Below are 22,851 nucleotides of genomic sequence, written 5' to 3'. Positions count from 1 at the left end.
AAAGGATGGTTCTTAAACTGTTATAGATAATCTTTTCCTCACTTTTAATTATAAAGAAGCATAAGTAAATAAAATACCGAAAGGATGTTCGTGTATTTATGGTGAAAGTAGTAGAACTTTTTGCGGGAGTAGGAGGTTTTAGATTAGGACTGGAAGCAAACGAAAACTTTGACGTTCTTTGGGGAAACCAATGGGAACCCTCAACTAAAGCACAACATGCATTTAATTGTTATGCAACTCGCTTTGAACATAAAGGAATACATGTAAATAGAGATATAGCTGAAGCTTGGTCGGAAATACCTGAGCATGATTTATTAGTAGGAGGCTTTCCTTGCCAAGACTATTCTGTAGCACGTACTTTATCAAATGAAAAAGGAATACAAGGGAAAAAAGGTGTTCTTTTTTGGGAGATAATGAACATAGTTAATTCTCGCAAGCCAAGATTTGTTTTGTTAGAGAATGTAGATAGATTATTGAAGTCACCAGCAAAACAAAGAGGTCGTGATTTTTCTATTATGCTGGCTAGCTTTAGAGATGCAGGGTATGCAGTGGAATGGAGAGTTATTAATGCCGCGGATTATGGAAACTCACAAAGAAGACGAAGAGTATTTATTTTTGCGTACTTAAAAGAATCTCATTTCGCATCTGTTCAAAATGGAATGAAGTCGTTAGAAATACTATGTGAAAATGGATTCTTCGCTCCGATTTTTAATGTGCATGAAGCATCTGAGCAAAACAAAAAAAGAGGGCAATTTGAGTTGCCGGTCGATATTATTGAGGTTTCTGATACATTTAAAGAGGAATACTATAATTCTGGCGTGATGATAGATGGACAAGTATACACTGAAGAATTAGTCCCAGTAACTGAAAATCCAGAGACTTTAGGTGAGGTTGTTCAGAAAGTATATGATAAATTTGGTCCTGTAGATGAATCATATTATTTGAAAATGGATAAGGTTAACAAAAAGGGAAGAACAGAATTTGAGGAACTTAAATACCTTAAAGGTCCTAAAAAGGAAGAAAGAGTATCAAAGGCGACGGGTCATAAATACTTCTACGCTGAGGGAGGAATGGCTTTCCCAGATGGTTTAGATAAGCCTGGACGTACAATGTTAACAAGTGAAGGAACATGTAATAGAAGTTCTCATGTAATTGAAGATCCTTATACGAAAAGGTTAAGATATTTAACACCTGCAGAATGTGAACTGTTAAATGGTTTCCCGATGGACTGGACAAATACTGGTATGCCTCAAAGAAATAGATACTTTTGTATGGGAAATGCTTTAGTGGTTGATTTGGTTGAGCGAATGGGTCAAAGGATTTTAGAGATTAACAAAGAAGAAGAGAAGATGGATAGTATTGTGCAGTTGAGTTTATTCTAAGAAATAAATAGGGCACATGCTTATTAGATATTTAAAATAATAAAGTATGGGAATAACCTGATTCTATAGCTAGCTATAGAATCAGGTTATTTTTTATGCAAGTTTTTAATTGAGAAGGGAGTAGTTAATAGGGAAATAATCAAATTTATCGCGGAGTAGCAATCCACTAATTTCATTTGTACTTAATACCAACAATTCCTCTATAGATATTGTATAATATGGAATATATTCGAAACGTATTTTTATATTAAGAGGTGTTACATCATTGGAGAAATATACATTTGATTTTCTACAAGAGATATTCCCTGAGTTAGCGGAAATTGGTAGGGATATTGAAAATATTTTTTATCAAGATCCCCAAGCGGTTTTAATTAAGGGAAGAGTATTCTCGGAGTTATTATCAAAACGCATTGCAGAAGAACATGAATTGTACGATATTCAATATTTAAAGCAAGTAGATCGTATTCAAAAATTAGAAAGAGAAGATATTTTATCAAAAGAAATTTCACGTTCATTTGATACAGTTCGCTACTTAGGAAATAAAGCAGCGCATGAACATATTGAAAGTGGAGTAGAGAGTGCTTTTAAAATGCATAAAAATCTATTCCAAATTGCAGTGTGGTTTATGGAAGTATACGGGAGTTATGAGTTTGTCGCTCCGAAATATAAACACCCACAGCCGAAGAGTAGTGTACATATTGTGGAGAAATTAGAAGAAAAGATATCTGCTAGTTTAGAAGAAAAGTTAAAAGTGCTAATTGAGATTGCAAGCAAACAAAATACGCCAAACCAAACCGAGGAATTAATAGAGATAAATAACCCTGAGATTGCAGTAGGATTAGAAGTTGAAGATAAACAATCTGTGGATAATGAGGAAGAAACAGACAACCATTTTGGGTATGATGATTTTATTTTTGGAGAAGGAGAGAGCTATTTACTGGCAGAACTCTCGAAGCTGAAAGAATCATCTCAAGAGGCAATCGAAAATCCTAATGAATTTAGTTCTTTTAAGGATTATTTACATGTTGAAAGAACGATACAGAACGATATGATGTTGGCTCTAACAACAGCAGCAGGAGAAAATACAAGTCAATTAATTTTCTTGTGTGGTAGCGTTGGAGATGGGAAATCACATTTATTATCGTATGTGAAAAATAAATATCCTGAATTGATGGAAGAATTTTCGGTTCATAATGATGCTACGGAAAGTTTTGATCCGCAAAAGAGTTCTCTTGATACATTAGCGGAAGTGTTAAAGCCGTACAGTGATAGTGAGATTGATAGTTCTGGATGTAAGCTAATTTTAGCTATTAATTTAGGGGTGCTGCATAACTTTATTGAATCAGATTATGCAAAAGAGCACTATCAAACTTTAACGAAATTTATTGAGGACTCAGGAATATTCGAGGCGAATGAGGTTGCTACGAATCAACAAAGCAGTAACTTTTACTTAATTAGCTTTAGTGATTATCAACCTTTTGAATTAACTAGTGAGGGGCCAAAATCAGATTATTTTTCATCTATTTTAAAGCGAATTGTAGTCGATTCAGAAAGAAATCCATTCTATCAAGCTTATTTGAAGGATAAGAAACGTGGTATAAATGGATTCTTCATGGTGAATTATGAGTTATTGCAACAGCAACAGATAAGAGATGGTGTTTTAAGCATATTAATTGAAGCAATAGTTAAGCATAAGATGATTATTTCGACACGATCCATGCTTAATTTTATTTATGATATTTTAGTACCTTCTCATGGGAATGAAGATTTTCTTGAGGCAGGTATGATGGAAAAAACAGAAGCTTTATTGCCGAATTTATTATTTGATGGTCAAGAAAAATCAAATCTACTAGCAGTGATTTCTAAAATGGACCCTATTCATCTTCGATCAAATAGTTTAGACCAGATGCTAATTGAGCTAAACAACTCAGTAAATATGAAGAATACTTTCCAAAAACATTTAGTTCTAGAAGGGCTTGATAAATGGGCAAATGGGCTAGAAGAGATGGGACCTTTCTTTGAGTTAAGTGATTCATCTAGGCAGGTATTCAATAAAACGTTAATACGCATGTCATTCTTTTTATCCCCAGCTTTAAATGAGATATTCGCGGATGAAAATTATAAGGAATATATGGAATATTTATATGCCTTTAATAAAGGAAATCGATCCGATTTAAGAGATATGTATAATTTAGCGAGAAAATCGATTTTCTTATGGAATGGAAGTCCGAAGTCAGATTATGTATTTATGGATTATTCAAATGACACTACTCAGGTTGCACAATCACTTAAGGTTAAACCGGTTGTAGGACATTTGAAGGGAACAGCACTAGAGGTATTAAATCGATTTAAATTAAATATATTACTTGCCTTTTCTAACGAAGATAAAGTAAATCCCGTATATTTAGAAATAGATTATCCGCTATATGAAATGATGGTTAAACTTTCAAAAGGTTATCGTCCGAATAAAAAGGACAAAGAAGATTGTATTCAGTTTGTTGAATTTGTGGATAAGATAATGAAATTAGGAAATAGAGAAAAAGAATTATTGTTTGTTCAATCTAATGAAAATGGAATGTTTAAACTAACATACGATGAAGATTTTGAAGAATTTACGTTTAGAAGGGATTAGAAAATGATTGTAAGAGAGAATTTAGAGCATTTGAGAAGTTCTTTAAGTATTAAATCAGAAAAATTAGGATTAAAACATACAATAAATAAAAAAACGCCTCTGTTACCTTTCTCTACACGAGGAACAGAGCGAGCAAAATTTGTTAAAGGATTTCAGGGAGTACTAGGAGAATTCACACGTCTTGTTAGCGGGAATAAACTGAAAATGGAAGTTAATCTAGAAGAACTTATTGGAGAGATTAGTGAATCTGTTGATGTCTCGCAGCAAGATAGGTTGCACTTTGAACAAATATTACGTACTTTTTTACAAGATAGTGACAATACAATTAAAATTTTTCATTTGCATTTATTTCAATATTTACCGTTAAGTGAAAGTGCAGATAAAAAAGGAGAACAAGATATTGCTAGGTTTCTTTTAGATGTCTTATTAGGTGAAAAAGAAACAGTAAAAGAGATTTTTGGAAAAAGTGATTCAACAGATTTAATGTCACGTCTTGTGTTAAAGCGATTGGATCATTTAGAGAAAGATGAAAAAGAAATCCGTTATGTTAATCAAATTCCATTTATTTCGAAGATATTCAAAGAAGATTTTCAATTTTTAGCGGAGCATAAAGATTATTTTAGAAACCATTATCACTTGTTTCTTAGTTATTATTACTTCTTATATATTACTCAATTGACTTTAAAACTTTCACAAGGTGGGAAAGCGAACTTTAGTGAGAACAACGAAGTTTATTTTACACTCGACTGGGAGTCTACGAGTAAGAATAGAAAAGGTTATACTCATGGTTATCAAATGATTAAAGATACAGGTAGACATTTACTACTTCATATTAATTGCTTAGAGCATTTAAATTTCTTAATGGGAGTAGAAAAAGCAGGCGGCTATCCTGAATTGAAGGAAACATATCAGCAATTATCCGATGAGGATAAAGAAGTATTTTTAGAGATGCTTTGTGATTGGGTTATGGAATATAGAAGACATTTAGGTCTTGGGATGTATGAAGAAAATTTAGAATTAGAATATGATACGCTTGTACAATCTTTATTCCATAGTATAGAAGAAGCTTATGAAAAAGATACGATGCAAGGACCTCGACATAGATATTCTTTATCAATAGAAGAGATTGGAAAAAAATATTTCTTAAAAACTCGAGGTTCACTTGGTTATATGCTTAATATTAGTCAAGATATGTTATTGCTACTAACAGCATTAAGTTTGAAAAAGGAAAGAAAACCTTTGAAGCAAGTATTTATAGATTTAGAGGCTAGAGGTTTATTCTTTGATCGATACTCAAAAGAAGAAATTGTACAGTTATTTGATAAGCTGAATTTAATAGACAAAAAAAGTGATAGCGGTGATGCACAGTATGTTAAACCAATTTTATAATTATCTTTCAGATAAACTAATAAATTATTTAAAAGCGGAAAATCTTAGAGGTGGAGAGCGATTTTATCTTCAATTTGATAATCATGAACAAGTGAAAGCGTTTTATGACACATTAAAAGAACAAGATTTATCGCAGGCGTTTTATTATCAGCATAAGCAAGGTGCTCCATACGAAACGATTGCTATTAGGATTTCAGAGGAAATGAAGGTAGTTGTTGCGACTACATCAGAAAATGTTACTCCTGACTTTTTAGTAACACTTCGTAATGAAGTCGGTGAACAAAAGGATGTTTGGGAAAAAACAGCTTTACTTAGTATATGTCATGAGACACTAGACAGTATTAAGGGTGGTAGCAGTGATTTACAAAAAGAAGGCATGCCATTTAATGTAAAATCAATTTTGAAAACATTAAAAGAAGAAATTGAAACTTCTGATCTAAACAAAGAAGAAAAGGAAGTACTATCATTTTATTTACGTAAAAAATTAGATGATACAATTGTGCGACCATCTCTTTGGGATTATGAAGAAATTCTTGGATTTTTATCAAAGCAAGAAATTGTGAGAGAAGATTATTCTAATTTAGGCATTTTCTATGATGAAAATTTAAATCAATTTACTTCAGCTCAAATGAAAAAAAGGCTAGAAGAAAATGCTTCATTTTTTGAGAAAGTACAACATATGCAAGAGTATGAGCATTTAGAGAGTCAATTAGAAAAATTATTCGATGAGAAAGGTGTTTCTCGTCTAAAGAAGGAAGATTGGCAGCAAGCGGATTATGTTCTTGTTAAAGATTCTTATGACAAAATGACTGAAATAGATCGCCCATTAGAATATATCGAATCAGCAAAGAAATATTCAAAAGAAGGTCTGTTATATTGGGAAAAAGCACAAGCTGAGACAAAGGCTGGTAGACGTAAACGCCATATTATTGTTTTTAATCCTACACAGGTAGAAAATATCAACATAAACTTTGAGTTTGAAGAAAAATTGAAGAAGGAATACATTCATAAAAATTCACAGGATTTTTGTGGGGTATCTGGGAAAAAACTATCTGTAAATTTAGTGCATAAGCAAAATGGAACCTCATTCCATAAAGTTGTATATACACATAAAATGCAATCTAAGTCAAAGTATGAGTTTCATATTGCTGTTGTAGAATGTGAAGCCGCATTTTTACAAGCTCTCCAAACAATTTATGAAGTGAATGTGAATACGAAAAATGTAGTTATGAATAAAGCAGAAGAAAGTATTGTTTTTGGAGATATTTCTAGTGAGCCAGAAGAAATATTTATTGAAGAAGATGCACAGATTATAAATTGGCAAGGAGGAAGTTTTGAAGTCTCTGAATCTTCCCCTGCATGGAATGATGATAGCTTATCTTTTTCTGTTCAAATTGAAACAACTTTAATCCCTATTCTTATTAGAGAGCAAGTTGCAAAGACTGTTCCAGTATCAGGAGAAAGGGTATGGAAATTAAAAAGAGAACATCAAGAAAGTTTCGAATATAACCTTGATACAAATAAATTAAAACAGGGTGCAAGGGAATTTTCAGCACGAGAAGGATTTCGAAATTATTTGCAAGACGAGAGAGTATGGATTGAAAATGAAATTGCTTTTGCAGTTAGAGGAGTATCAGGTCTAAATAAGGTTGAATTATCAATTAATCCATCATTGAGAGATGCGTACCAAGAATTATTAAATTACTATAAATTTAATAATACGGTTCCTAGTCTTTGTTTTGTGGATGATCAATTAAGAGAGGTATCTATAAGATACTTGAAAGCTTTTAACGAAAGCGTTGCTCATATACAAGAAAATGTAATGCTAAAAGAAGAAGAAAAGAATCTGTTTAAATTGGGAGTTATAGAGGAGGAACAAAGAGTTATACTAACACCGTTGCATCCTCTTAATGTTGCCTATCAGTTAAGTATTAATGATGAAATTAAAAATGAAGTAGTTGAAATGCATATTTTAAATCGTCTGCATCCTAACAATCTATTGCCATATATATATGGACAGAATGAGGAATTGTATCGTCCAATTGCTCAAAATGAAGCTCCCGAGTGGATTGTCTATGAACCGCTTCATAAGGTAGCGATAGGTGAATCTAATGCATTTCTCGCTAACGTAGTTGAGGAAAAGCTTCAACAATTTGTGGAGCATTTCCAATACTTATTTTTACAAGAATCTAAATCTCCGATAAGAATCAATGTTATTAATATCAATAATGATAAAGAAGTTGTAAGAGGTTTAGTACATTTTATTAAGAAGCAAATAGATAAAAAGGGACCATCCAAAATTATACCGGTAGAGGTCGCTTTATATCATGAAAATAATATATTAAGTGCCTTTGAAAAGTTTTCTATATATGATGATGTTCAAAAGTTCGAGGAGTTCTTTGAATTATCGTTAGCATCAAAGAATCTTGATGCTGTAGATGTATTAAGATTGATTCGAGAAAATGTTTTTTATTATAAACTTATAGGTACGAAAGAATATGGTTATGCTCATATTTCATTCTATAAAATGATTTCAAATGAGAAGCATGCAAAAAGTACAATGGAGGATATTGAGACGGGCTTATCATTAAATGGAATGTTATCCTCTCTATCATCTATTAGTACAGAAGTAGATTATCGTACAGGTTTTGGATTGAAAAATGTATTGAATGATGAACACTTGTTGATTCAAATTGCTAGCTGTATGAATGAACTGGGAAGTAATTTAAATAACGATGGTACAAACCCTTACCGTAAGAATGAAACAATTGTTACGAGAACTTCTACTTATGATGAACAAGTTCTTGAACATTTATATGAGTCTTCTTATTGGGTAACATTTATTGAGCCTAATGTTGGTTTGGATTTCTTCCAAGATTCATCACGCAATTTATTGGTCATTCATTATAGTGATCAATATTCTTCATCAAGTCAGTACGATGCAATTACAGTAACGGATAAAGCAAGACAATACCGATCAGTTATTGAACAGTATTTGGCAGAAAAAGAAATTGTTTCGACACCTGAAAAAATCAATACAGCTATTAGAGCTTTCAATAGTTTAAATGGTGAGTGGTTGCTACGAATTATTGGAAGTAAAGGACAATTCTCAAGAGAAAAGTTAAGCATCATTTCGGCTGTGAAATATATATTAAGTACTTTAGATCATGAGAATATCTTATGGATTCCTATCTCATTAGAAGAAATATTACGTGTTGCTGGAGCGGTAAAATTAACGAAGAGTGAAGGGGTATTTTCTGCAAAAAATCTTGGCGGAAAAGGTGCACATAGTGACGATTTACTGTTAATTGGGATAGAAATGCAAGATAATAATTTATCAGTGCATTATTATCCAGTAGAAGTAAAAATCGGTTTAAATCAAGAAAGTGCCATTGCAAAAGCGAAGGAGCAAATTAATGCTACTAAGCAACTGTTTGATACGCAACTTTCTAAAGTAAGTGAAGATGGTTTACATGTATTTAAACATAAGTTTTTCCGAAACTTTTTCGTACAGTTACTGCTAGCGAATGCAGAGAAATTTATAGCAAACAACATTTGGCCAGAAAAATCTTATGAGAAAATTGAAGAACTAAAGAAAAGATTATTAAATGATGATTATGAAATGAGTGGAGAATTGGATAGTAAAATTGGGAAAGGTGCGATTTTATCATTCAAAAAGGAACAAGCATGGAGATCCATTAAAATAGAAGAAGATATTTTATTAGTGGAATTAACCGAAGAGGATGGATATGAAGGAGTAGTTGAAGAAATTGAGGTGCTCAAAACGAAAATCCATTCTGGTGGAACTGATATTAATCCAGATAGATTATTGAATAAGAATCATGATTCTAATCAAGAGTTAAAAAAACCTAGCAATAAAGTCGTTCCAACTGTACCTCATTCTGAAGAAGAAAAAGAAACAAAAGAATTAAAGGACATCCGCGTTTTGTTAGGAACAGTAGAGGGATCGACTCAAGAAATATATTGGGAATTCGGAAATCCAGAGCTAGCAAATAGACATATTTTAATTTCGGGTAAATCAGGGCAAGGTAAAAGCTATTTCATTCAATGTTTACTTCTTGAACTGGCGCAAAATGGAATTTCTAGTATGATATTTGACTATACAGATGGATTCAAGAATTCTAAGTTAGAACCGGAATTTAAAGAGAAACTTCAAGATAATATTGAACAATTCCTAGTAGCAAAAGATAAATTCCCAGTAAATCCATTTAAGCGAAATCAAAAAGAATTGGATGAAGGAATTTATATCGATGAAGATAATACAGATGTTGCTGAAAGAATTAAAAGTGTATTTTCAGCTGTATATAAAGATTTAGGCATTCAGCAACAAAACGCTATCTATGAAGCAGTAATGCGTGGTTTAGATAAATATGATGAGAATATGAATTTAAATTATTTATTAGCAGAGCTAGAAGAAGATACTTCTGGTCCAGCTAAAACAGCAAGGTCACAGATTAAGCCATTTATTGATAAGAATCCATTTAATCATAATGCTGTATATGATTGGGGAGACATACTGAACCAAAAAGGTAAAGTGTTTATTGTACAATTAACAGGGTTTAATCGCGATGTACAGCTCATGATTACAGAATTTATTTTGTGGGATATTTGGAACTATCAATTGCACCACGGGGATAAAAATAAACCATTCCCAGTTATTTTAGACGAAGCGCAAAATCTTGATCATAGAGAAAAATCACCAAGTGCCAAAATTTTAACCGAAGGAAGAAAATTTGGCTGGTCAGGTTGGTATGCAACGCAATCATTAAAAGGGCAATTTACAACGGATGAAATTTCACGATTACAGAATTCAAGTCAAAAAGTGTATTTCATGCCACCAGAAAATGAAATTAGTGCCATTGCATCGAACCTTGCTCAAGATTCAGCTGTACGTAAAGAATGGGAAAAACGACTTGCAACATTGAAGAAAGGTCAATGTATCACTTCAGGGCCAATGTTACAGAAGGATAGTACGTTGAAGTCGGGTAGTCCTGTGATTATTAATATTAGTGCGTTGCAGGATAGATTGAAGTAATACTTAATAGTGAGATGAAAGTTTTTGAAAACCACCTTGGACAGTATATTTGTTTAGGGTGGTTGTTGTATTTTTAAAGTATATTGAAATTAAAGATGAAAAAGGCACATTATTAACCGTAATATTTGAAGTCTTCCCATCAAAAGTTGATTATAAGAATGATTACAGAGCCCTATGATGAAGTTTATAATTTAGAGTTTCATCTTTAGAAGAACAAAAAGAAATTTTAGCACCTGTTAAAAGAATGATGGAGATTCACAATGAAGTATACGAAGAAATTGAACAAGACGGTAAGTACTTTATAAAGAAAGCCGATGGACATCTTATTGGTGCCAAAAATAATATAGAGTGTAGAATAGAGAATCAAAATCAAATACCAACCAGATATGTTTCAGCTTAGGGGTGCTATATGATTTGCCGAATGTGTACTTAGGAAGTGAAGATGGAAGTAAAGTGACGAGTTAAACAGAGGTAGAGAGATTTATTAATAAGTGTAAATGAAAAACAGGTATTAGGATTGAAATAACAATTCTAATACCTGTTTTTGTTTAGGTGGAGATTGGTATAAATGTCTAAATTAGATCCATATATTTTCTAGTAATTTCTAAAAGTGACGTAAATAATACTGGTTAATTTGTTATTCTTAAGACATTAGATGTTAATTATTTGAAATTGAATTTAGATAATACTAATCATATTTCATGATATTGAAGAAAGAAGTTGATAGGATGTCTCGAGAAATAGATGAATTTTTAAGAACTTATACAAAAGCAATTGAAGAATCGACGGCTGCGGTCTTTGCTGGTGCGGGACTTTCAAAACCAGCAGGGTTTGTAAATTGGAAAGAGTTATTAAGAGATATTGCGGATGAAATAGGTCTCGATGTGGATAAAGAAACGGATTTAATTGGAGTAGCTCAGTATCATGTTAACGAAAATGGTGGCAATAGAGGAAGAATAAATCAGGTTTTAATAGAGGAATTTACAAAAGATACTTATGTGACAGAGAATCATAAAATACTAGCTAAATTGCCGATTCGAACATTTTGGACAACAAACTATGATCAATTGATAGAAGATTCATTAAAGAGTGAACATAAGAGGAGTGATGCTAAAATTACTCCAGAAAATTTTGCGACAACAATGCCGAATTGCGATGCTGTTATATATAAAATGCATGGTGATATTACACAAGCGCATAAGGCAGTTCTAACTAAGGATGATTATGAAAATTATAATTTGAAAAGGCAAATATTCACAACTGCTCTTCAGGGAGATTTGGTTTCAAAAACCTTTTTGTTTATTGGATTCAGCTTTGATGATCCTAACCTTGAATATATTTTAAGTAGAATTAGAATTTTACTAGGGAATAATCAACGCCCGCATTATTGTTTTATGAAAAAAGTTCAAAGAAATGAGTATGAAAAAGAATCTGATTTTTTGTACGCAGAAATTAGACAGGGGCTTAAGATTAAGGATTTAAAACGTTTTAACATAAAAGTACTATTAGTAGAAGAATATAGTGAAATTACTGATGTACTGAGAATGTTGGAAGTTAAGTCGAAACAGAAGAATATTTTTATTTCGGGAAGTGCTTCTAATTATGGCGATTGGGGAGAAAAGCGTTCCTTCGAATTTGCTAGTTCTTTAAGTAAACGACTTATTCGAAATGGTAATAATATTGTTACTGGTTTTGGATTAGGAGTAGGTAGTTGTGTATTATCGGGCGCTTTAGAAGAAATATACAAAATAAGAACTAAAAGAGTAGAAGAAAGATTGATATCAAAGCCATTTCCTCAAGCTGCTGCTGCTGAAGTTGATTTAAGAAAATTATGGACTATCCATCGTAATAATATTATAGATAATATTGGTATTTCAATATTTATATTTGGTAATAAGATAAACCAATCAAATGGTGATGTTCTTGATGCTGATGGGATGATAGAAGAATTTAACATAAGTGTGGACAAAGGTTCAATCCCAATTCCTATTGGAATTACTGGGTTTACTTCAAAAAAGCTGTGGGAAACAGTAATGGGAGACTTTAATAAATATATCCCTGATCAAAAATTAGAGAAATATTATCATGTTATCGGGAATGAAGAATGTAAAGATGAAGAGATTATTCAAAATGTAATTCACATAATAAATCATTTGAAAAGAAGAAAATAAATTTTTAGAATAGGAGATTTGGAAAATATGGCACATAAGACGTTTATTTCGTATAAATATAGTGAAGCTCGAGATCTAAGAGATGATATTCTTGCTGCATTAGGAGCGGACGCGCAGTACTATAGAGGAGAAACCAGCGATTCTCCAGATTTAACTGATACAACAACAGAAAATATTAAGAAGAATCTACGTGATATGGTATATGAGACTTCTGTATCGATTGTAATTATTTCTCCTAGTATGATTGATAGTGAATGGATTGATTGGGAGATTGAATATTCATTGAAAGAAATTACGCGAGCAGATAGAAAATCTAGGACTAATGGTATTGTTGGTGTGATCATGAAGCACAATGGTGGTTATGGATGGATTGAAACTAATCAAAAGAATGCGGATGGTTGTACTTCAAGGGTCATTAGTAATGGCAAACTCTACAGCATTATATCGAATAACAGATTTAATTTGAAAAATCCAGAGTATACATGTGAAAATTGTAAAACGATTAATTCGTTAACAGGGTCGTATATATCCATAATAAATGAAGAGGATTTTTTAGCAAATCCAAGTGAGTATATTGAAAATGCATTTGAGAAAAGTCAGGAAATTGACAAGTTTAATATCATAAAATCTCGATAACTAATATAAAAGGGCATCTGTGCTTCAGCCACAGCATATCAAAAGGGTATTTCTTCATAATCAATGATCGCTGGATAGCAAATGTCTCTAATGCTTTTGAAATGAGCTTGTTATCAAATAATTAAGTAGTTTAAAAATAGCGGATATAAAGAAGGTTTTTTTAAAGTTTGTTATTAAAATTAAGGTGAAATGACTTGGGGGTGCTTAGTAATGGGGAAAAAAATATTTGTTTCTTATAAATATACTGATAGTAACGTTTATCCTTTAAATGGAAAATACGATACGACAGTAAGAAATTATGTAGATGAGCTTCAAGGTAAATTAAAAGAAGAGGATCATATTAATAAAGGTGAAGCTGACGGTGAAGATTTAAGTGATTTTAAAGATGAAACAATATGGACGAAGCTAAAAGATAAAATTTTTGATAGCAGTATTACGCTTGTTTTAATATCTCCGAATATGAAAGAATTTTTTACTAGTGAGGAAGACCAATGGATTCCTTGGGAAATTTCCTATTCTTTAAAGGAACAGAATAGGAATGGAAGAGTAAGTGGATCAAATGCTATCTTGGCTGTGGTCTTGCCTAATCAAAATAACCGCTATGAATATTTTGTTGAAGATAATTCCTGTTCATATTGTAATTGTACAACTCTAAAAACACATACTTTATTTACAATACTCAAGGAGAACATGTTTAATATTAAAACACCCGCTTATAATGAGTGTGACAATCACTATGAGGATAATAAGGTTTATATAGGAGAATCTTCGTACATTCGTACAGTTAAGTGGAAAGATTTTATTGATGATATTGAAGGATATATTAATATAGCATTTGCAATCAAAGATAACATAGAAGACTATAAAGTTTGTAAAAATGTATAAAGTTTAATAAAAGAGTTTTTATATAATTAAGATTTATTTAATACTAAAAAATATTAAAATAAAGTGAAATTGTTTTATATTTGGAAAAACATCCGTTCATGTATAATTAAAAAGGAACGGATGTTTTTAATATTTGATGTGAAGGGGGATTTTGGTGCACACAAAGGATGATTTTACAGAAGTAACAGGAGTTGCTAGGTATGTTTCTACGGATTGTTCTATTGAAGAACAGTGGAATATTATGAAGCACTTAGATTTAAACAATCAGCAACATTATTTTGTAGAAAAAAAGGATATTGCTAGGTTTGAAATTCTTGAAGCAGTATGTAAGTTGGTAGGAGCTATGGTACAAAAAATCAATGAGAATACAATTAAAGGTAAAAAATCATATTATTTTTATATAGGAAATAACGGCTCTTTTAACGCTTTTGCATACAGATATAAAGACATCGATATATATTGTTTGAATGTAGGTGTGTTTCATGAAGTTTATGAGTTTTTTGGTAATGTTATATCAGATGAGTTATTTCCTGAAATAGGTGGAGACTTAGAATTGAGAAAAGATATTATATATTGGGGACAAATGTTTGTCATACTTTATGTAGTATCTCATGAATTAGGCCATATTTACAATGGGCATCTAGATTTATTAGATAAAAAGGAATATTTTTATATGCTAGAAAAAAGTAATCTAGATGCTCAGATGGCGCTAGACAATCGAACAATTGAAATGGATGCCGATGCATTCGCAATGGCTCGGATATTTAACCTAGTTTATAATACAAATTTTAATGGGAGTTCGATTATTATAAAAAAACTGGGAGAAAGCTTTTTTTATAAGTTAATGATGTTTTCACTTCATTCTTTTTATCTCTTTTTTGAAGAAGAGAAATTAAATCTAGGGGATATGGCGTATGAAGCGTATTTTCCAATTAAAGTTCGACAATTTTTAAATTTAGATGTAGCAATTGCTCAATTAAAGAAAAGTGATGTCTTAAATCAAAATGAGATTGAAGATATTTTCTATGAGATGTGTATAGAAGCAGAAAAAACATGGGCGATATATAAAGGTAAAGATTTAGATTTAACGGTGTTTGGAAATTTAGTAGATCCTAGGATTACTCAATATGTAGAGGAAGTTCTTTTTGAAAATTGGAATATCATGAGAGATAAATTAGGTGAATATGCAAGGCTAGAGTTAGCACCTAAAAGGACTGTAAGTAAGGAGAAATGACATGTACAAAACATTTAATCTTAGAGTAGATGGGGATTATTCAGGGTATCATGATATTGGACTTAGTCTGTATCGATTACAAAAGAAAAATATTGATGCTGATTTAAAAAGTTATTTTATGAGAGAATCTGTAGAAGTATTGGATGCGAATTCTATTGAAAATGAGTGGTTCCCATCTATTGAAGCAAGTATTTTTATTTCACATTCACATCTTGACGAAGCGAAAGCAATTCAGTTGGCTGGATGGTTATATTCAGAGTTCGGGTTGAAATCATTTATTGATTCTGGTTTGTGGGGGCATTCGAATGAACTGTTAAAATCTTTAGATGAACATTATTGTTTGCAAGATAATGGTAAGTATAATTATCAACAAAGGAATTTGACAACTAGTCATGTATATATGATTTTGTCTATTTCTTTAATGAAGATGATTGATAAATGTGAAGCATTCTTTTTCATTAATAGTAATAATGTTTTAGATTATTCTATTAATAAATATATTGATGGTAGTTTTACTCAGTCACCATGGATATATAATGAGTTGAGTATAGTAGAGAAAATTAGGATTTCTCCCCCGGAAAGATATAATTTTTTAAACTTTAAAAAAAGCAGTAAAAAGGACTTGGAAATATTAAATGAGGCACAGAATATAAAAATCGCTTATGAGGTAACAGGGGCATTACAAAAAATGATTCCCCTCCATGAAGAACATTTGGGTTTGTGGATGAAAAATTATCAGGAGAAATGTAAAGAGTGCAGCTTCAATAGAAGAGAAAGTTGGCATCCACTGGATGTTCTTTATGCGCAACATGAAAGGTGAATTTGATGCATGCTAGCTGTGATTACCAAACTTATTGAGCGATAATGATGTAAGGTTTAGGTGCCAAATATATTTTGTAGATAAGCTATGGTGAACAAATCTAATCATTTTATAGTTGTAAATTATCAAGGAGGGGATATGAATGAGTTATAATCGAAGAAAAATGATAAAGGGTTTTATTAAAAACTTTACAGAAGACTTAATTGATGAAAACGTTGCGGTTTTTGGTGGTGCGGGACTTTCAGTAGGGGCTGGGGCTGTTAGTTGGAAAGAATTATTAAGAGAAGCAGCGAATGATATTGGTATAGATGTCGATAAAGAATATGACTTAGTTTCTGTAGCGCAATATATTTATAATGAATCTAATTCTAGAACGAAAATTACTAAATTAATTAAAAATCATATACAAAAGAAAGGTGAAATTACTGAGAACCATAGAATTTTAGTTAATTTGCCGATAAAAACATTTTGGACTACGAATTATGATGAATACATAGAGAAAAGCTTTGAACAAAATAATAAGTTGTATGATGTGAAAAAAAGTGTACAAGATTTATCGTCAGAAGTGAGAAATTCAGAAGTAACTATTTATAAAATGCATGGTGATATTAATCGCGCGCATGATGCTGTACTAATTAAAGATGACTATGAGGTTTATGATAAAAAGAATGAACTATTTACTCAAGCATTGAAAGGGGATTTAATTTCTAAAACCTTTTTATTCATTGGATTTAGTTTTGATGATCCTAACTTAGAAAATATTTTATCAAGAGTACGAGTAATGCTGGAAGGGAATACTAGAACACATTATTGTTTTTTTAAGGAAATCCATAAGAAAGATTATGAGTTTCAAAAAATAAAAAATAAAAAGGCGAGAGTAAAGGCATGGGAATATGCTAGAAATAAACAGTATCTTAAAATTAAGGATCTAGAGAGATATGGAATAAAAGCTATTTTAGTTAAGGAGTATTCAGATATAACAAGTATACTTAAAAAGATAGAACAAATATATTTAAGTAAGAATATATTTATCTCAGGCAGTTTTGATGATACACAAGAATATTGTATTGAAGGTAAAGTTGAGAGTTTTGTAGAAAATTTAGCAAAGAGGTTACATGAAGAGGATTATAGGATAACAAGTGGTTATGGGATGGGGATTGGGAGTCTAGTTATTACAGGGGTTTTAAGAGGGAGTAAAATTACTGGAAAAGAAAATCTGGACCGAATCTTAAACTTAAAGCCATTCCCTTTACATATCATAGATAAAAAAGAAAGAGAGACTATCTGGCATAAGTATAGGGAAGATATGCTGGAAAACTGTGGAACTGCTATATTTTTACTAGGAAATAAAAAAAGTGATGGGAAATTACAACTTGCTGATGGGGTAAGAAAAGAATTTGAAATAGCTAAGTCACAGGGAATTAGTCTAATTCCTATAGGTGCTACAGGTTATGTTAGTAGAGAATGTTTTAAAGATATTTGTACTAATTTCAATCAATATTATCCTAATGGGGATAGGAAATTATATAAAGCATTTAAAAAAATGGGTATTAAAGATTTATCAGAAGAGAAAATTATTGATAATATAGTTGGATTTCTTAAATTGTTAAGAGAATATCAAATGAAAGTATAATCACGAACAGAACTTTTATGTGTAATTAGGATTAGTTTGTTTGCCATAAAACATGAACAATAGACAAGAAAAGAATATCGTGGCTTATAAAACATTTATAGCTTATAAGTGTTTTATAAGCTAAAGAGTTAAGGGAAAGCGACACTTGATAAAGCGAATGTTGAACAAACTGAAATACAAGATGAAAAGGGGACATAACTACCGGTTGTTACGATGAATATGATTATGGAGAAATCAGTTGATAATAAGCTTTATGATTATATTAAATAAAATATTGCTTATTTTATTAAAGCAAAACAGGGACTTGAAAAATGATTTTAAGTAAAAAGAGTAAGAGGATTGAAGATAACAAGAAAGGAGAATTAATTTGAAATTAAAAAAGAAATTTTTTATAGAGGTTTTACAAGATATAAGGAGTCCCTTTTTAATTCTTATGGGTGCATTAGGAATAACAGTTATACTTTCAATTTATAAAGGGATTTATAGTAGTACAGATTTTTGGTCGGGATTTCTGGTTAATTTGCATAATTCATTATTGGATGTTTTTATATTTGGTATTATGTTGACCTTTTTTACAAAAAAAATAGATGTATCAAGAGAAATTCGAATGCATAAGGACACAATAGAGGAATATAGAGATTTACAAACGCAAGATGTATCGCATAAAATTGCACACTGTATTAGGAAACTAAGTGACTATGGGATAGAAAATGTAAATTTAACACGATGTTATTTAGAAGGAGCAAAATTAGAACCTATTGATGGTGAATCCATACAGTTGGTAGGTGCTAAATTAATGGGTGCTAAATTAGCGAGAGCTAGGATGAAAAAGATAAATTTAAAAAAAGCAGATTTACAGGGTGCAAATTTATGTGGAAGTAATCTGCAAGGTGCAAATTTGATCCAAGCCTGTCTAAAAAATATTAAGTGTAGTGAAACTGATTTTAAAAGTGCTGATTTAGGAGGAGCGAATTTAACACGGGCTAAGCTTGAAAATTCAACATTTCAGAATACAAATTTTAAGAAAGCTGATTTATCTGAAGTAAGTTTTAAAGATTCATTGTTTCACGATTCTAATTTCAAAGGAGTTTTGAATTTGGATATTCATAAGTTACTGGAATGTAAGTCTTTAAAGAGGGCTAAATTTGACAAACATATTTGGGAAAAAATCAAAAAAATTAATCCTGAATTGTTAAGGAAATAAAAAATCCTGCTGGGCTTAGAAAACTATAAAATAATTTTCTAAGCCCAGCAGGGCTTGAACCTGCAACTTCCCCAGAAAGGGATGCTTTAAACCAGATTAAGCTATGGGACTATCGTAATAGTATCATAGATATGGAGAAAAGAGAACAATATTTTGAACTCCTATTAAATTCAAATTAGGGGATATGTAACGGAACTCAAAGTGGAGGGAATAAAATTATGAAATTTAGATATAGTTCTATGTATATTAGAGAAGAAATTAGGTCTATAGAAGATTTGGTAAAGATATTAAATCCAAGTGTAATCCAATTACAATTAGATACTAATATTTGTATATATCTTAGAGAGTTTTATAGGACACCTAGTAAGACAATAGTAGATGAAGTACTTTGGTATGAATTGAAAAAATTTTTTATGCATATTGAACAATATAATGTATCCATTGATTATTCTCTAGGAGTAGAGGAATCCTGTAGGAATCTTAATAATTTTAAAATTAATTATGAGAAGTTAGATGAAACAGTTGATATTTTAAGAGATCTATTCAAAATGGATTTTCTACAAATAATTGAACATAGTAAATTGATTCAATTTTCGGAACCTGTAAAAGATAAGTCAAAACGAAAATCATCTAAAGCTGAAAGTTTAGAGCAGGAAAGTTCATTTCAAAATTTGATTATTTTAAGTTACGCATGTTTACTTAAATTGTATTTAATTTATAATGATGTAACTGAATCTTCTAATGCAAAAAAAATGATTAATTATATTGATTTTCTAGCTAATGAAATCAATATAATGAGTTTAACTCATGTAATTTATGGTAATTTATTATTAAGTGGTCATCCTAAGGCTGTAAGATTAATCCATCCGAGTAAGAAAACTATTCCACACTTTATACATGGAATTTGGAATGCTGCATTAGACCTTACGTTACCTACACTAGTTAGTGGGAGATTTAGCTCTGCGAAAAAGGTTCCAGTGTTTGTAACAAGGGATGAATTACTTTGGTTAATATTTGATTCAATGAAAATGAAGTATATGTTTAGTGATAGTGAGAAGTTTACTCATCCGCCTTTTATAGAAATAGATTTTTCTAAATGTAATTGGAATATGGACGAAATGGAACAAATAAATAAGCATTACAGTAAGGTTCAAGAAAAACGTTTATATAATTTTATTATACAAAATGAAAGTGTAGAAGAAAGATTAGATAAGTTAAGGAGCTTATGTTTAGTTCTTGAAAATGATGTGAAAGAATTTTTAAGTACTAAAAAGGGGTTGAAGTAACGGAATATTATATAAAAAGCCTTTCTAATCGGTGAAAGAATGAGAGAGGTTTTTAGAGATTTATATATAGTGGATTTGAAAAGATTGAATGCTCTCTTCTATCCTGAAGTAGGAGAAACCATGTATTATCTTGATATTTCACAAATCAATCTAGAAAGTATGATAATAGTTAAAAGGCATAAGTTCACTATCCGAATCCCCAACCCTCTTCACAACCGAAGAAGAAAACTATATAAAAGAAGCAATGCAGCAGTTTAACAACTAGTTAAACTGCTTTTCCATTATAATAGAAGAAAAGCTAACGGAGGGAACCCCCATGCCAACCTACAACAAACTAATCCGAAACAAAATCCCACAAATAATGAAAGCTAACGGAAAAACACCCATAACAAGAATCCTAGCTGAAGACGAATACATAAAAGAAATCTGCAAGAAAACAGAAGAGGAACTAACCGAATATCTAGAAGCAAATACTAAAGAACATAAACTCGAAGAACTATCCGACCTACTAGAACTAATAAACGCTCTAGCCGAACATGCAGGCACAACATTAGAAGAAATTAATAACATCCGTAAAAAGAAAGCAGAAGAACGAGGTGGCTTTTCAAATCGGATCTTTCTAATCGAAGTAACCGATAACTAGCTCCTACCAAGTAATAAATCACTAGGAAAAAATAAAAACAATTGCAAGAACAAATACCGTAGTAGTAGGGAAATTTAGAAATAATACTGAAGTGAATTTTTGTTGAGTATTCTTTCATTTACCTTGTGTTATTTTTTAAAAAGATGAATAGTTTATTGTTTTAAATCCATAATATACCTATTAAAAGTTTTGGGGGTGTATGTGGTGAGTAATGGTAAGTTTATTGAAGCTCTAATGCAAGAAAATAAAGCGCTAAGAAGGACGGTACATGAATTGACCCGTGCTAGTGAGAAAAAAGATGAAGCCTATATGGGATTAGGGGAAGAAAATGAAGAATTAATTCAAGCATTAGGCAAGACTAGACAATATTGTGGAGGCGGTGTAGGAGTTTCTACACAAGCATTAAATAAGGTAAGCTCTAAAGAGGAGCCTCTTAAAGAGGTTCGTATCGAATTTGCTGATGAAATGAAAAATACCCGTTAATGCTTTATTTATGAAGTTGTCCTCAATTTAAAATATAAATAGAGGACAACTTTTTGGCATTTTTGGAGTTGGGGTTCACCGTAATTGGGAATATGACGTGATATATGTTGCTTATAAAAGTGATATTATCCATTCAAGAATGTTAGAGAATGATAATGTTACTGTTAAGGGAAAATCAGCAGATATCTTTACTTATAAATTTACTATGGGTGGCGAAATTAGTATCCTAGCAATGTTAGTAGAAAAGATTGATATTAATTAATTAGAAGAAAAGAAGGAGTTGTTCCATAAATCGGTTTACCGGATTATGGGCAGTTCTCTTTTTTATGAGTAGCTATTTGGCTAGTTTCATTGATTAGAACATGGGAAAATTAATACTATCAATGGATTATACAGATCTCATTCCAGGGGATCCTATTGTGCGAGCCATTCATGATACGTTGGAATTAATAAAAAGATGACGCGTTTTTCTCTCAGTATCAAGATGATGGCCATAGTTCACATCATCAGTAAATAATATTTTTCTAAGAGGAAAGGAGGTTCTAGAATTGGAACCTCCTTAATTAATAATGTTAAGTAGAGAGAAGGTTATTTGTTTACCTTGTTAAATATTTCGTTATTATGATAGTCAATAAACTCTTTAGAGATATTATGGACTTTAACGTTTTTTAACATGGAATGATTTAATGGAATGGCACCATAATCACATAGTGCGTGATGATTAGGGCACAAAACAATAATGTTTTCACTTATATCTGGACCATTATGAGGACTACCTAATGGCTTTATATGATGAGCTTCCGAATAATGTTTATCTGTAGATAATTCAAGTCTTTCGCCACAGATTTGACATGTGTGATTATGTAATCTTTTTAAATCACGGGTTAAACTTGTATCTCTTAGAATTCTATATACTTCAGTTTTAATTTTTTCAGGTGGAGTTGTAATATCGGTAGCTTCAATTAAGCCTTCTTCATTTCGAAGTCCCCAAGTACCTTCTCCTAATCCATTTACTGAGTAAAATAAATCTTTTTTTCCATTAAAGATTTTTGAATGAGATGAATGTGTTTCGATAGTGTTTCTTATATTGCTTTTCCAAGAATCCGGTAATGGTGTAGATCTAATTCTTTTAACCTCATCATAAAGTTCGTCATAATGGCTAACACCATCTAAATTCTTAAAAGCTGTTACAATGTCTTCTAACCAAGTTGTCATAATGTATCTCCTATTCTTTTGAAAATATATTAATATAACTTATATATTCTTCCTTTTATTGGAATACCCTCTTTTTAGAATAGGAAATTAGAAAATAAATTTGCTTTAATTATAAACAGCCCCTCCCATACCCCTTACAAGCCCCTACCAAGTAATAAATCACTAAGAAAAAACACAACAAA

General features: G+C 31.3%; 15 protein-coding genes, 1 tRNA gene and 2 pseudogenes. 16 read left to right on the top strand and 2 right to left on the bottom strand.

The window, feature by feature from the left end:
* The first annotated feature begins 98 nt into the window (after positions 1 to 98).
* From dcm to ACE38F_RS23215, 13 genes and pseudogenes are all read left to right on the top strand, one after another.
* Positions 99 to 1,382: a DNA (cytosine-5-)-methyltransferase gene (gene dcm, locus ACE38F_RS23275; RefSeq protein WP_375370370.1), complete on the top strand. Its 1,284-nt coding sequence runs from the start codon at positions 99 to 101 to the stop codon at positions 1,380 to 1,382.
* A 265-nt stretch (positions 1,383 to 1,647) separates the two neighbouring features.
* A complete protein-coding gene (gene dptF / locus ACE38F_RS23270; protein ID WP_375370369.1) occupies positions 1,648 to 4,014 on the top strand; it encodes a DNA phosphorothioation-dependent restriction protein DptF in 2,367 nt (788 codons plus the stop codon).
* 3 nt (positions 4,015 to 4,017) lie between these two features.
* Positions 4,018 to 5,403 (top strand): DNA phosphorothioation-dependent restriction protein DptG, encoded by a 1,386-nt coding sequence (gene dptG, locus ACE38F_RS23265; RefSeq protein WP_375370368.1) that lies wholly within the window; start codon positions 4,018 to 4,020, stop codon positions 5,401 to 5,403.
* Positions 5,384 to 10,459, top strand: a complete 5,076-nt coding sequence (gene dptH, locus ACE38F_RS23260) for a DNA phosphorothioation-dependent restriction protein DptH (protein ID WP_375370367.1) — start codon at positions 5,384 to 5,386, stop codon at positions 10,457 to 10,459. The genes dptG and dptH overlap by 20 nt, the downstream gene beginning before the upstream one ends.
* 85 nt (positions 10,460 to 10,544) lie before the next feature.
* Positions 10,545 to 10,665, top strand: a pseudogene (locus ACE38F_RS23255) (DUF2357 domain-containing protein); the annotation flags it as partial.
* Positions 10,666 to 11,187: 522 nt separating this feature from the next.
* Positions 11,188 to 12,630, top strand: a complete 1,443-nt coding sequence (locus ACE38F_RS23250) for an SIR2 family protein (protein WP_375370366.1) — start codon at positions 11,188 to 11,190, stop codon at positions 12,628 to 12,630.
* Positions 12,631 to 12,657: 27 nt separating this feature from the next.
* Positions 12,658 to 13,266, top strand: a complete 609-nt coding sequence (locus ACE38F_RS23245) for a TIR domain-containing protein (RefSeq protein WP_375370365.1) — start codon at positions 12,658 to 12,660, stop codon at positions 13,264 to 13,266.
* A gap of 210 nt (positions 13,267 to 13,476) precedes the next feature.
* A complete protein-coding gene (locus tag ACE38F_RS23240; protein WP_375370364.1) occupies positions 13,477 to 14,151 on the top strand; it encodes a TIR domain-containing protein in 675 nt (224 codons plus the stop codon).
* 154 nt (positions 14,152 to 14,305) lie between these two features.
* Entirely contained in the window at positions 14,306 to 15,385 is a 1,080-nt protein-coding gene (locus ACE38F_RS23235; RefSeq protein WP_375370363.1) for a M48 family metalloprotease, read from the top strand.
* A 1-nt stretch (position 15,386) separates the two neighbouring features.
* A complete protein-coding gene (locus tag ACE38F_RS23230; protein ID WP_375370362.1) occupies positions 15,387 to 16,205 on the top strand; it encodes a hypothetical protein in 819 nt (272 codons plus the stop codon).
* Between the two features lie 142 nt (positions 16,206 to 16,347).
* Positions 16,348 to 17,838: an SIR2 family protein gene (locus ACE38F_RS23225; RefSeq protein WP_375370361.1), complete on the top strand. Its 1,491-nt coding sequence runs from the start codon at positions 16,348 to 16,350 to the stop codon at positions 17,836 to 17,838.
* A 132-nt stretch (positions 17,839 to 17,970) separates the two neighbouring features.
* A pseudogene (locus tag ACE38F_RS23220) lies at positions 17,971 to 18,108 on the top strand (DUF3427 domain-containing protein); the annotation flags it as partial.
* Positions 18,109 to 18,205: 97 nt separating this feature from the next.
* Positions 18,206 to 19,042: a pentapeptide repeat-containing protein gene (locus tag ACE38F_RS23215; RefSeq protein WP_375370360.1), complete on the top strand. Its 837-nt coding sequence runs from the start codon at positions 18,206 to 18,208 to the stop codon at positions 19,040 to 19,042.
* 39 nt (positions 19,043 to 19,081) lie between these two features.
* Here the strand turns inward: ACE38F_RS23215 and ACE38F_RS23210 are convergent.
* Positions 19,082 to 19,153: transfer RNA gene (locus ACE38F_RS23210), tRNA-OTHER, on the bottom strand.
* Between the two features lie 107 nt (positions 19,154 to 19,260).
* Here ACE38F_RS23210 and ACE38F_RS23205 point away from each other — a divergent pair.
* The 3 genes from ACE38F_RS23205 (at position 19,261) to ACE38F_RS23195 (ending at position 21,454) form a co-directional block, all read left to right on the top strand.
* A complete protein-coding gene (locus ACE38F_RS23205) occupies positions 19,261 to 20,328 on the top strand; it encodes a hypothetical protein (protein ID WP_375370359.1) in 1,068 nt (355 codons plus the stop codon).
* Positions 20,329 to 20,644: 316 nt separating this feature from the next.
* Positions 20,645 to 20,971 carry a phosphoribosyl-ATP pyrophosphohydrolase gene (locus ACE38F_RS23200; RefSeq protein ID WP_375370358.1) on the top strand — a complete coding sequence of 109 codons (327 nt, stop codon included), beginning with the start codon at positions 20,645 to 20,647 and terminating at the stop codon, positions 20,969 to 20,971.
* 204 nt (positions 20,972 to 21,175) lie between these two features.
* Positions 21,176 to 21,454 carry a hypothetical protein gene (locus ACE38F_RS23195; protein ID WP_375370357.1) on the top strand — a complete coding sequence of 93 codons (279 nt, stop codon included), beginning with the start codon at positions 21,176 to 21,178 and terminating at the stop codon, positions 21,452 to 21,454.
* A gap of 588 nt (positions 21,455 to 22,042) precedes the next feature.
* Here the strand turns inward: ACE38F_RS23195 and ACE38F_RS23190 are convergent.
* Positions 22,043 to 22,669: an HNH endonuclease gene (locus ACE38F_RS23190; RefSeq protein WP_375370356.1), complete on the bottom strand. Its 627-nt coding sequence runs from the start codon at positions 22,667 to 22,669 to the stop codon at positions 22,043 to 22,045.
* Positions 22,670 to 22,851 lie beyond the last annotated feature (182 nt).

The sequence above is a fragment of the Bacillus altaicus genome, from assembly GCF_042136375.2.
GTDB classification, from domain to species: Bacteria; Bacillota; Bacilli; order Bacillales; family Bacillaceae_G; genus Bacillus_A; species Bacillus_A cereus_U.
The sequence above is the reverse complement of the archived record's forward strand: the minus strand, read 5'-3'. Positions and strand labels throughout refer to the sequence as shown.

Bases quoted from the DNA above. Each gene is read 5' to 3' on its own strand.
- ACE38F_RS23245 (WP_375370365.1), top strand. From the start codon at position 12,658: ATGGCACATAAGACGTTTATTTCGTATAAATATAGTGAAGCTCGAGAT.
- ACE38F_RS23230 (WP_375370362.1), top strand. From the start codon at position 15,387: ATGTACAAAACATTTAATCTTAGAGTAGATGGGGATTATTCAGGGTAT.
- dptG (WP_375370368.1), top strand. From the start codon at position 4,018: ATGATTGTAAGAGAGAATTTAGAGCATTTGAGAAGTTCTTTAAGTATT.
- ACE38F_RS23205 (WP_375370359.1), top strand. From the start codon at position 19,261: ATGAAATTTAGATATAGTTCTATGTATATTAGAGAAGAAATTAGGTCT.
- dptH (WP_375370367.1), top strand. From the start codon at position 5,384: ATGTTAAACCAATTTTATAATTATCTTTCAGATAAACTAATAAATTAT.
- dcm (WP_375370370.1), top strand. From the start codon at position 99: ATGGTGAAAGTAGTAGAACTTTTTGCGGGAGTAGGAGGTTTTAGATTA.
- ACE38F_RS23240 (WP_375370364.1), top strand. From the start codon at position 13,477: ATGGGGAAAAAAATATTTGTTTCTTATAAATATACTGATAGTAACGTT.
- ACE38F_RS23190 (WP_375370356.1), bottom strand. From the start codon at position 22,669: ATGACAACTTGGTTAGAAGACATTGTAACAGCTTTTAAGAATTTAGAT.
- ACE38F_RS23200 (WP_375370358.1), top strand. From the start codon at position 20,645: ATGCCAACCTACAACAAACTAATCCGAAACAAAATCCCACAAATAATG.
- ACE38F_RS23225 (WP_375370361.1), top strand. From the start codon at position 16,348: ATGAGTTATAATCGAAGAAAAATGATAAAGGGTTTTATTAAAAACTTT.
- ACE38F_RS23250 (WP_375370366.1), top strand. From the start codon at position 11,188: ATGTCTCGAGAAATAGATGAATTTTTAAGAACTTATACAAAAGCAATT.